We start from the raw sequence: 10554 nt of genomic DNA, 5'->3' as shown, positions 1-10554 counted from the left end.
CGATGAACCAGTTCGCCATCCTCTACGAGGATCGCTTCAAGAAACTGACCCCGTAACATCGCCAACCCGCTTCACGAACTCAGTGAAGGTCCAATGAGCCTCACACACAGAAATTCGGACAGGCCCCTCCCGCAAGCGGGAGAGGGAGCTACTCGGTGCCCTCTCGATCAAGCGGGCGAGGAAGTCAGGCCTGCAACCCGCTCGCCGCCAGCAGCTCCCGCCACTGCAGCTGCTGCTCGCCGAACTGCGCCCAGGCCGCATCGGCCAGCGCCTGATGCCGCTCCGCATCGGCGCGCTCCCCGATCAGCCGGAAAGTCTGCGCCAGCCGGCTGTGCGTGATCGCTCGGTCATCCAACTCGCAATCGGGATCGAGCTCAATCTCCGCCTCGCGGGCCTGATGCAGCGCATGTTCGTGTTGACCGAGGTTGGCTCGGCACCAGGCCAGATCCGACAGCAGGCTGCTGCCCAGCCGCTCCAGCCCCAGCGACATCGCCTGCGGCAGATGCTCCTCATAGAGCTGGCGCGCCTCATCGAAATGCCCCTGCATCGTCAGCACCTGCGCGCGCAGCACCGGCGTGAGTTCGCTCATCATCTGCGCGCCGACCGCCGCGTCGTAATGACGCACCGAGTCCACCGTCAGCAGCATCTCCGGGCCGCGGGCCGTCTGCCCCGACAGGCTCTCCCGCCGCAGCTGCGACGCCCGCATGCCCGCCATGTTGAACATCAGCGCCGACAACGACGCATCGTCGCCCTCGCTCGCCGCATGCCGGCGCGAGCGGATGTACCAGCGCTGCGCTGCCTCGCTGTCGCCCGCGTAATGCCAGGCCACGCCCATCGCCATGCACACCCGCGCCTGCGCGACGTGATGGCCGGACTCCGGATCACCGACCTCGTCCAGGCAGCGCTTCGCATGCTCGACGAGCTGCCCCGGCTCATGCCGGATGAAGGCCAGTTGCGCCAGCCAGGCCGACGCCAGCACCCGCGCCTCGGCCAGGGCCGGCGCACTGCCGGCGATGGTCAGCGCGCGCTGGATGCGGTCCTGCGCCTGCTGCACGACGAAGCCGTTGTAGTAGCTCATCAGGCCCTCGGCCAGATGCAACCAGGCGCCGATCTCCGGATGAGGATGCTGGAACGAAAGCTGATGCAGCGCGGTCAGCGCCTCGCGCGCCTCAGCGACCGCGCCGTGACGCGCCAGCAGCATCGCGCGCTTGGCACGCGCGCCCGCCGAGGCCATCGGCGATGCGGCCGAGGCGATGTCCTTCTCCAGCTGCTTGAGCAGCCGCGATTTGATGACGAGCGTGGCGGCGACGGCGGGCGATGCGTCCTGCATGCCGGCCTCAGCGCGTCAGGCGGTCGAGCGCTTCCGAGTACTTCGCGGACGTGTTGGCGATGACCTCCGCCGGCAGCGTCGGCGGCGGCGCCACCTTGCCCCAGGGCTGGCCGTTCACCGTGGCCTGCTCCAGCCAGTCGCGCAGGAACTGCTTGTCGTAGCTGGGCGGGTTGCTGCCAACCGCGTAGCTTTCCGCCGGCCAGTAGCGCGACGAGTCCGGCGTCAGCACCTCGTCCATCAGCGTCAGCGTGCCGTCGGCATCCAGGCCGAACTCGAACTTCGTGTCCGCGATGATGATGCCCTTGGTCAGCGCATAGTCCGCCGCCCGCTGGTAGAGCTGGATGGCGATGTCGCGCACCTTCTCGGCCATCTCGCGGCCGATGATCTCCGAGCAGCGCTCGAAATCGATGTTCTCGTCGTGGTCGCCCATCTCGGCCTTGGTCGCGGGCGTGAAGATCGGCTGCGGCAGCTTGCTGGCGTTCTGCAGACCGGCCGGCAGCGCGACGCCGCAGACCTTGCCGCTGGTTTTGTACTCGCTCCAGCCGGAGCCGGCCAGATAGCCGCGCACCACCGCCTCGATGGGCAGCGGCTTCAGGCGCTTGACCAGCATCGCGCGGTCACGGACCTGATCCTTCTCGGCCTCGGTCACCACCGAGAGCGGATCGTCGCCGGTCAGGTGATTCGGGACGATCCCGTCCAGCTTGTCGAACCAGAACAGCGCCATCTTCGTCAGCAGCGCGCCCTTGCCCGGAATCGGCTCGTCCATGATGACGTCGAAGGCCGAGATGCGGTCCGACGCGATCATGAGGATGCGGTCGTCGCCCACCGCGTAGTTCTCGCGCACCTTGCCACGCGCGATCAATGGGAGGGAGCTCAGCGAGGAGGTGTGCAGGGCGGCAGTCATGGGCGTACTCGGCGGGACCTGGGACAAAGCGGGGATTCTAGAGGCAGGCATGAAAAAGGCGCCCCCGCGGGGCGCCTCGTGCATCGACCGGCTCGTGCCGGTGCGTCGCGTTTTACTGCACGACCTGCGCCAGCTCGCCGCGGGCGTAGGCGGCGGCCACGTCGACCAGCGCACGCGGCTTGATCTTCGGGGCCTGGCCTTCGCAGCCGAACTCCAGATAACGCGCCTTGCAGACCAGCTTGGCCGCTTCACGCGCGGGCTTGAGCCACTCGCGGGCGTCGAACTTGTCCGGGTTCTCGAACAGGAACTTGCGCACCGCGCCGGTCATCGCCAGTCGGATGTCGGTGTCGATGTTGATCTTGCGCACGCCGTGCTTGATGGCTTCCTGGATCTCCTCGACCGGCACGCCGAAGGTCTCCTTCATCTGACCGCCGTACTGGTTGATGATGGCCAGCAGCTCCTGCGGCACGCTCGACGAGCCGTGCATCACCAGGTGGGTGTTGGGAATGCGCTTGTGGATTTCCTTGACCCGCGAGATCGCCAGGATGTCGCCCGTGGGCTTGCGCGAGAACTTGTAGGCGCCGTGGCTGGTGCCGATGGCGATGGCCAGCGCGTCCAGCTGCGTGGCCTTGACGAAGACCGCCGCTTCTTCCGGGTCGGTCAGCATCTGGCTGTGGTCCAGCTTGACGTCCGCGCCGATGCCGTCCTCTTCGCCGGCGTCACCCGTCTCCAGGTTGCCCAGGCAGCCCAGTTCGCCCTCGACGGTCACGCCGACCTTGTGCGCCATCTCGACCACGCGACGGGTCACGTCCACGTTGTAGTCGAAGTCCGCCGGGGTCTTGCCGTCGTCGCGCAGCGAGCCGTCCATCATCACCGAGCCGAATCCCAGGTTGATCGCGCCCTCGCAGACCTTGGGGCTGGTGCCGTGGTCCTGGTGCATGACCAGCGGGATGTGCGGATAGGCCTCGACCGCGGCTTGGATCAGGTGCTTGATGAAGGCTTCGCCGGCGTACTTGCGGGCGCCCGCGCTGGCCTGCAGGATCACCGGGGCGCCGACTTCGTCCGCCGCGGCCATCACGGCCTGGACCTGCTCGAGGTTGTTGACGTTGAACGCCGGAATCCCGTAGCCGTTTTCAGCCGCGTGATCCAGCAGTTGGCGCATCGAGACGAGTGCCATGAGAGTTCTCCGAGAAGTGATGAATTCCTGGGCCGAGGCCGTCGCGCCGTAACCGCGCCGTAACCACGCCGTAACTGGGCCGGATTCTAGCCAGCCCCCATGACCGGCTCTGTAACGATCCTGAGGCTCCCCCCGAAGTGGTGCCATACCAGCCCGACCGCGTCGCCCCGCCGCCCCTCTGAGGGGCGCCGTCTGGAGCGGGCGCCGGTCGCATGGGTCGCGCGCCACGCCCCCTGGATGGGGGTCGTTCCGCTTGCGAGGCGGGGGAAGCGGCCGGTAGGCTCTCGGCCGGACGGCCCGGCCCCATCGGAGCAAGCATCGTGCCTTGCCGCGCGACAGGCTCCGATCGCCCGGATTGCGCTCCGATACCGCCGGCCTCCCCTCGATGCCGCCCTCCCCTGCCAGGACCTTCATGACCCGTCTCGCGATCGACCAGCTGACGCTGTGGATCACCGCCGCCGCCAACGAACACGCGCTGGATCTGCCCGCCTACGTCGAGGAGCGCACCGGCGCCAGCCGACGCGCCGTGCTGGCCGCGCTGCGCCGGCTGGTCGAGGCCCAGTGGCTGACCCGCTCGGGCACGGCGCGCCGGCCGGTCTTCGGTCCGGGCTCGCTGCGTCAGGTCGCGCGCAGCTACACGCTGCACGGGCTGATGGAGGATGTGATCTGGCAGCGCGACTACGCGCCGCATTTCCAGCTGCCCCGCCACGTGGCGCGCATGATCCAGCACGGCTTCACCGAGCTGGTGAACAACGCCATCGACCACAGCGACGGCACCAGTGTCACGGTCTCGCTGCGCCAGACGCCGACGCATGCGCAGCTGCTGGTCTCCGACGACGGCTGCGGCGTCTTCGAGCGCATCTGCGACACCTACGAGCTCACCGACGCGCGCCACGCGATGCTGGAGCTCAGCAAGGGCCGGCTGACGACGCAGCCGCAGGCGCACACCGGACGCGGGCTGTTCTTCAGCTCGCAGCTGGCCGACGTCTTCGACATCCATGCCAACGGACGCGCCTTCCAGCGCCGCGCCTGGGAGGGCAATGCGTGGAAGGACGGCAAGGGCCTGCCGCGCCAGGGCAGCTCCATCTACATGGCGATCGCGCTGGAGAGCTCGCGCACGCTGGATCAGGTGCTGGAGCAATGGAGCGTCGATGGAAGCGGCATCGCTTTCGATCAGACGCGCATCCTGTTGAATCTGGTGGTGGGGCCGGGGCAGATGCTGGACTCGCGCGCGCAGGCGCGGCGCGTGGCCGCTCGGCTGCCGCAGTTCAAGCGGGCCGAGGTGGACTTCAGCGGCGTGGACGATGTCGGCCACGCCTTCGCCGACGAGCTCTTCCGCGTCTTCGCGCGGGCGCACGAGGAAGTCGAGTTGGTGCCGCTCAACATGACGCCGCGCATCGCCGCGCTGGTCGCCGCCGCGCGCAAGGCCTGACCTGGCCAAGAAGCGAATACGCCCGGCAGGACCGGGCGTATTTCATCGCTCATTTCATCGTTCATCGCCGAGGTCCGATGTCATCGGACCTGTCGCCGATCATGCGACGCGGCAGACCTTCAGCATGTTGGTGCCGCCCGGGTAGCCCATGGGCTCGCCGCAGGTGATGGCGTAGGTGTCGCCCGGCATCAGCACGCCGCGCTCGATCAGCAGATCCTCCGCCGCCTTCAGGGCCTGATCGCGGTCGGTGAAGTTGGGCATCAGCAGCGGCGTCACGTTGCGGTACAGCGCCATCTTGCGATGCGTCAGCGGCTGCGAGGTCAGCGCGAAGATGGGGACGTGGATGCGATGGCGGCTCATCCACAGCGCGGTGGAGCCGGACTCGGTCAGCGCCACGATGGCCTTGCAGCCCAGGTGGTGCGCGGTGAACAGCGCGCCCATCGCGATCGACTGGTCGATGCGGCCGAACTGGCGGTTGGCGAAATCGGTGTCCAGCGTCACGAACTCGGCGTTCTCGGCCTCCAGCGCGATCGCGGCCATCTGCTGGATGGTCTCGACCGGGAAGCGGCCCGCGGCCGTCTCGGCGCTCAGCATGACGGCGTCGGTCCCGTCCAGCACCGCGTTGGCGACGTCGGACACCTCGGCGCGCGTGGGCACCGGGTTCACGATCATGGACTCCATCATCTGCGTCGCGGTGATGCAGACCTTGTCGAGCTCCAGTGCCATCTTGATCATGCGCTTCTGCAGCGCGGGGACCGCCGCGTTGCCCACTTCCACGGCCAGGTCGCCGCGGGCGACCATGATGCCGTCGGAGGCCTTGAGAATCGCCTCCAGATGCGGGATCGCCTCGTAGCGCTCGATCTTGGCGATCATCCCCGGCTTGTGGCGATAGGGCTCGCCGGCGACGTTGGCCAGTTGGCGCGCCATCTCCATGTCGGTGGCGTTCTTGGGGAAGCTCACGGCCAGGTATTCGCACTGGAAGGACATCGCGGTCTTGATGTCCTCCATGTCCTTGCCGGTCAGCGCGGGCGCGGTCAGACCGCCGCCCTGCTTGTTGATGCCCTTGTTGTTGGACAGCTCGCCGCCCTGCTTGACGATGGTGTGCACCTGCGAGCCGCGCACCGCCTCGACCGTCAGCACCAGCAGACCGTCGTTGAGCAGCAGCGTGTCGCCGGGCTTCACGTCGCGCGGCAGTTCCTTGTAATCCAGGCCGACGACCATCTCGTTGCCCGGCTCGGTGCGGTCGGCGTCGAGGATGAAGGACGCGCCGTTGACCAGCTCGATCTTGCCGTTCTCGAACTTGCCGACGCGGATCTTGGGACCTTGCAGGTCGGCCATGATCGCGACTTCCTTGCCGGCGCGGGCGGCCGCCTCGCGGACCATGCGGGCCCGGTCGATGTGGTCCTGCGCCTTGCCGTGAGAGAAGTTCAATCGCACCACGTCGACGCCGGCTTGGATCATCTGCGCCAGGATCTCCGGGGAGGACGATGCGGGGCCGAGGGTGGCAACGATCTTGGTGGCTCGCGACATGGCTTGTCTCTGTCTGAAATTTAGTTACAGCCGGCGATTATGGAGCGGCCTCGGCCGCTCCAACCGGTTTCGACAGGTTACGGTGCGGTTTCCAACGATCAGGCCTTGGCGGCCTGCACGTCGGCCACCGCCAGCGCCGTCATGTTGACGATGCGGCGTACCGTGGCCGACGGGGTCAGGATGTGCACCGGCCGCTGGGCGCCCAGCAGGATGGGGCCCACCGTCACGCCCTGGCCGCTCACGACCTTCAGCACGTTGAACAGGATGTTGGCGGCGTCCAGCGTCGGCAGCACCAGCAGGTTCGCCGAGCCGCTCAGCGTCGAGTCCGGCAGGAAGGTGTGACGCACGTCTTCCGACAACGCGGCGTCGCCGTGCATCTCACCGTCGCATTCGATGTGGGGATGACGCTCGGCGAAGAGGTCGCGCGCCTGACGCATCTTCAGCGCCGACGGCCGCTTGCTGCTGCCGAACATCGAGTGCGACAGGAAGGCCACCTTGGGCGGCAGGCCGAAGCGCTGCAGCTCCTCGGCGGCCTGGCTGGCGATGTCGGCCAGTTCCTCGGCGGTCGGATCCTCATTGACGAAGGTGTCGGCGATGAAGAGCGTGCGTTGCTCCAGCATCAGCGCGTTCATCGTCGCGAAGTTGGAGACCTGCGCCTTCAGACCGATCAGGTCCTTGACGTGCTCCAGATGCGAGTCGAAACGGCCGACCATGCCGCAGATCATCGCGTCTGCGTCGCCCAGCTGGATGGCCAGCGCGCCGATGGTGGTGTTGGAGCGGCGCACCGCCGCCTTGGCCATCTCCGGCGTGAAGCCGCTGCGGCCCATGGCCAGGTGATAGGCCTCCCAATACTGGCGGAAGCGGTGGTCGTTCTCCGGGTCGATGACGGCGACGTCCTCGCCGAGCTTGATGCGCAGGCCGGCGCGCTTCAGGCGCATCGCGATGACGTCCGGCCGGCCGATCAGCGTGGGCTTGGCCAGCCCCTCGTCCAGCGCGACCTGCACCGCGCGCAGCACGCGCTCATCCTCGCCCTCGGCGTAGATCACGCGGGCCGGATTGGCCTTGGCGGCGGCGAAGACCGGACGCATGAACATGCCGGTCTGATAGACGAAGCGCGACAGGTGCTCGCGATAGGCGGCCATGTCGGCGATGGGGCGCGTGGCGACGCCGGATTCCTCGGCGGCCTTGGCCACGGCCGGCGCGATGCGCAGGATCAGGCGCGCGTCGAAGGGCTTGGGGATGATGTAGTCGGGACCGAAGGCCAGGTCCTGGCCCGGGTAGGCGGCGGCGACCTCGGGCGGCGTCTCGGCCTTGGCCAGAGCGGCGATCTCGCGCACGCAGGCCAGCTTCATGGCCTCGGTGATCTTGGTCGCGCCGCAGTCCAGCGCGCCGCGGAAGATGTAGGGGAAGCACAGGACGTTGTTGACCTGGTTCGCGTAGTCGGAGCGGCCGGTGGCCATGATGCAGTCGGGCCGCGCTTCCTTGGCCAGCTCGGGGCGGATCTCCGGCTCGGGGTTGGCCAGCGCCAGGATGATGGGCTGGCGCGCCATGGTCTTGACCATCTCGGCGGTCAGCACGCCGGCGGCGGAGCAGCCCAGGAACACGTCCGCGTCCTTGACCACGTCGGCCAGGGTGCGGGCGGAGGTCACCTGGCAGTAGCGGCGCTTGGATTCGTCGAGCTTGGCGGCATCGGCGCGCTCGCTCTGGATCACGCCCTTGGAATCGACGGCGTAGACGTTCTCGCGCTTGACGCCCAGGCCCACCATCACGTCCAGGCAGGCGATGGCCGCGGCGCCGGCGCCGGACACGGCGACCTTCACTTGCGCGATGTCCTTGCCCACCAGCTCCAGACCGTTGAGCAGCGCGGCGCTGGAGATGATGGCGGTGCCGTGCTGGTCGTCGTGGAAGACGGGGATGTTCATGCGGGCGCTGAGCTGCTTCTCGATGTAGAAGCACTCGGGCGCCTTGATGTCCTCGAGGTTGATGCCGCCCAGCGTGGGCTCCATCGCCGCGATGATCTCGACCAGCTTGTCGGGATCGCGCTCGGCCAGCTCGATGTCGAAGACGTCGATGCCGGCGAACTTCTTGAACAGGCAGCCCTTGCCTTCCATCACCGGCTTGGCGGCCAGGGGGCCGATGTCGCCCAGACCCAGCACCGCGGTGCCGTTGGTGACCACGCCGACCAGGTTGCCGCGCGAGGTGTACTCGGCCGCCAGGGTCGGGTCCTTCTCGATGTCGAGGCAGGGATAGGCGACGCCCGGCGAGTAGGCCAGCGACAGGTCGCGCTGGTTGGCCAGGGGTTTGGTCGGCGTGACGGCGATCTTGCCGCGCGTGGGGCTGCGGTGGTACTCCAGCGCGGCCTCGCGCAGGGCGGCTTCAGCCGGGCTCAGGCCGAGGCCGTCGGGGTGGTCGGTCATGCAAATCTCCGTCGCGATGAATAAGGCCCCGACGCCCGGCGCGTGGGCGCTTCAGCGCCCATGGACTCGCCCGGTAGCGGTGTCACGGGGGGCGCAAAGCTTAATCCTGCGGCTCGGACCGCGCGATGAATTCAGTTTTAACTGCCATGCAAAGATGGCAATCGGTGATGCATGGAATGAGGGGGTATCCGGGATCTGTGCCGAACTCCGGGCGATTCCCCGTGTTCACGGCGGAACCCGCCAGATCCGCCTTCAAGTGACCCCAGTCGCACGTCGCTCACGGCGTGCGGTCCTCGCGCTCGCTGGGGATGCGGGCTCGGTCCGGGGGCCGTGTTTGCGGATGTGGGGGTCGAGAGAGAAGACCCTCTCCCCTGCCCTCTCCCGCAAGCGGGAGAGGGAGTAAGACGGGCAGCGCGCGACCTCCCCGCGCTCGCTAGCCCGCGAGCGGGAGAGCGGCTGGATTCCCCCTCGCCCGCTTGCGGGAGTGGACCGAATTCCCCCTCTCCCGCTTGCGGGAGAGGGCTGGGGAGAGGGTCTTCCGCGTCTTCCGGGTCCTCAGCCTTGCGCGCGCTTGGCCAGGATCTCGAAAGCCGGCAGGGTCTTGCCCTCCAGCACTTCCAGGAAGGCGCCGCCGCCGGTGGAGATGTAGCCCACGTCCTTCTCGATGCCGTACTTGGCGATCGCGGCCAGCGTGTCGCCGCCGCCGGCGATCGAGAACGCGTCCGACGCGGCGATCGCGCGGGCGACCGTCTCGGTGCCATGGGCGAAGGCGTCGAACTCGAACACGCCCACCGGGCCGTTCCACACGATGGTGCCGGCGGCCTTGAGCTGATCGGCCAGCAGCGCGGCGGTCTTCGGCCCGATGTCCAGGATCAGGTCGTCATCGGCCACCTCGGTCGCGGCCTTGACGGTCGCAGGCGCGTCGGCGGCGAAGGCCTTGGCCGTCACCACGTCCACCGGGATGGGCACCGCGGCGCCGCGCGCCGCCATGGCCTCGATCACCGCCTTGGCCTCGCCGACCAGATCGGCCTCGGCCAGCGACTTGCCGATCTTCAGACCGGCCGCCAGCATGAAGGTGTTGGCGATGCCGCCGCCGACGATCAGGCCGTCCACGTTCTTGGACAGCGACTGCAGGATGGTCAGCTTGGTCGAGACCTTGGAGCCCGCCACGATCGCCACCAGCGGACGCTTCGGGTTGGCCAGGGCCTTGCCGATGGCGTCGATCTCGGCGGCCAGCAGCGGGCCGGCGCAAGCGATCTTGGCGAACTGCGCGACGCCGTAGGTCGAGGCCTCGGCGCGGTGCGCGGTACCGAAGGCGTCGTGGACGAAGATGTCGCACAGCGCAGCCATCTTCTTCGCCAGCTCTTCGCTGTTCTTCTTCTCGCCCTTGTTGACGCGGCAGTTCTCGAGCAGCACCACCTGGCCCGGCTTGACGTCGACGCCGTCGACCCAGTTCGCCACCAGCGGCACCTCGCGGCCCATCAGCTCGCCCAGGCGCTTGGCGACCGGCGCCAGCGAATCCTCGGGCTTGAACTCGCCCTCGGTCGGGCGGCCCAGGTGCGAGGTGACCATCACCGCGGCGCCGGCCTTCAGGGCCATCTCGATCGCGGGGATGGAGGCGCGCACGCGCGTGTCCTCGGTGATCTGGCCCGCATCGTTGAGCGGCACGTTCAGGTCGGCGCGGATGAAGACGCGCTGGTCGGCCACCTTGCCGGCGGCGATCAGATCGGCGAATCGCAGGACGTTCATGGGATGAGCTTCGAG

The 10554-nt window shown here is 68.2% G+C and carries 7 protein-coding genes; 1 reads left to right on the top strand and 6 read right to left on the bottom strand.

Annotated features, from left to right (window positions below; translation table 11 throughout):
* Nucleotides 1–184: 184 nt before the first annotated feature.
* The 3 genes from ABDW59_RS19110 to fba form a co-directional block, all read right to left on the bottom strand.
* Complete coding sequence (locus ABDW59_RS19110) at nucleotides 185–1330, bottom strand: hypothetical protein (RefSeq protein WP_343632028.1); 1146 nt, start codon at nucleotides 1328–1330, stop codon at nucleotides 185–187.
* Nucleotides 1331–1337: 7 nt separating this feature from the next.
* Nucleotides 1338–2234 (bottom strand): phosphoribosylaminoimidazolesuccinocarboxamide synthase, encoded by an 897-nt coding sequence (locus ABDW59_RS19105; protein WP_343632026.1) that lies wholly within the window; start codon nucleotides 2232–2234, stop codon nucleotides 1338–1340.
* Between the two features lie 112 nt (nucleotides 2235–2346).
* Complete coding sequence (fba, locus tag ABDW59_RS19100) at nucleotides 2347–3411, bottom strand: class II fructose-bisphosphate aldolase (RefSeq protein WP_273490729.1); 1065 nt, start codon at nucleotides 3409–3411, stop codon at nucleotides 2347–2349.
* A 412-nt stretch (nucleotides 3412–3823) separates the two neighbouring features.
* Here fba and ABDW59_RS19095 point away from each other — a divergent pair, with 412 nt between their 5' ends.
* Nucleotides 3824–4843 (top strand): DUF4325 domain-containing protein, encoded by a 1020-nt coding sequence (locus ABDW59_RS19095; protein ID WP_343632022.1) that lies wholly within the window; start codon nucleotides 3824–3826, stop codon nucleotides 4841–4843.
* A 99-nt stretch (nucleotides 4844–4942) separates the two neighbouring features.
* On the opposite strand, the gene pyk is transcribed toward ABDW59_RS19095, so the two are convergent.
* The 3 genes from pyk to ABDW59_RS19080 all read right to left on the bottom strand — a co-directional run bounded on the left by pyk (nucleotide 4943) and on the right by ABDW59_RS19080 (nucleotide 10539).
* Nucleotides 4943–6373: a pyruvate kinase gene (gene pyk, locus ABDW59_RS19090; protein WP_343632020.1), complete on the bottom strand. Its 1431-nt coding sequence runs from the start codon at nucleotides 6371–6373 to the stop codon at nucleotides 4943–4945.
* A 98-nt stretch (nucleotides 6374–6471) separates the two neighbouring features.
* The gene (locus ABDW59_RS19085) at nucleotides 6472–8790 is read right to left on the bottom strand and encodes an NADP-dependent malic enzyme (protein ID WP_343632018.1); all 2319 of its coding nucleotides are present in this window, start codon (nucleotides 8788–8790) and stop codon (nucleotides 6472–6474) included.
* A 555-nt stretch (nucleotides 8791–9345) separates the two neighbouring features.
* Nucleotides 9346–10539 (bottom strand): phosphoglycerate kinase, encoded by a 1194-nt coding sequence (locus ABDW59_RS19080; RefSeq protein ID WP_343632016.1) that lies wholly within the window; start codon nucleotides 10537–10539, stop codon nucleotides 9346–9348.
* Nucleotides 10540–10554: the final 15 nt, after the last annotated feature.

Origin of the sequence: Roseateles sp., assembly GCF_039595295.1 — a bacterium.
Classification (GTDB): domain Bacteria; phylum Pseudomonadota; class Gammaproteobacteria; order Burkholderiales; family Burkholderiaceae_C; genus Roseateles.
The sequence above is the reverse complement of the archived record's forward strand: the minus strand, read 5'-3'. Positions and strand labels throughout refer to the sequence as shown.

Excerpts from the sequence above, each read along its gene's own strand:
- ABDW59_RS19105 (WP_343632026.1), bottom strand. The coding sequence starts at position 2,234 with ATGACTGCCGCCCTGCACACCTCCTCGCTGAGCTCCCTCCCATTGATC.
- ABDW59_RS19110 (WP_343632028.1), bottom strand. The coding sequence starts at position 1,330 with ATGCAGGACGCATCGCCCGCCGTCGCCGCCACGCTCGTCATCAAATCG.
- ABDW59_RS19080 (WP_343632016.1), bottom strand. The coding sequence starts at position 10,539 with ATGAACGTCCTGCGATTCGCCGATCTGATCGCCGCCGGCAAGGTGGCC.
- fba (WP_273490729.1), bottom strand. The coding sequence starts at position 3,411 with ATGGCACTCGTCTCGATGCGCCAACTGCTGGATCACGCGGCTGAAAAC.
- ABDW59_RS19085 (WP_343632018.1), bottom strand. The coding sequence starts at position 8,790 with ATGACCGACCACCCCGACGGCCTCGGCCTGAGCCCGGCTGAAGCCGCC.
- pyk (WP_343632020.1), bottom strand. The coding sequence starts at position 6,373 with ATGTCGCGAGCCACCAAGATCGTTGCCACCCTCGGCCCCGCATCGTCC.
- ABDW59_RS19095 (WP_343632022.1), top strand. The coding sequence starts at position 3,824 with ATGACCCGTCTCGCGATCGACCAGCTGACGCTGTGGATCACCGCCGCC.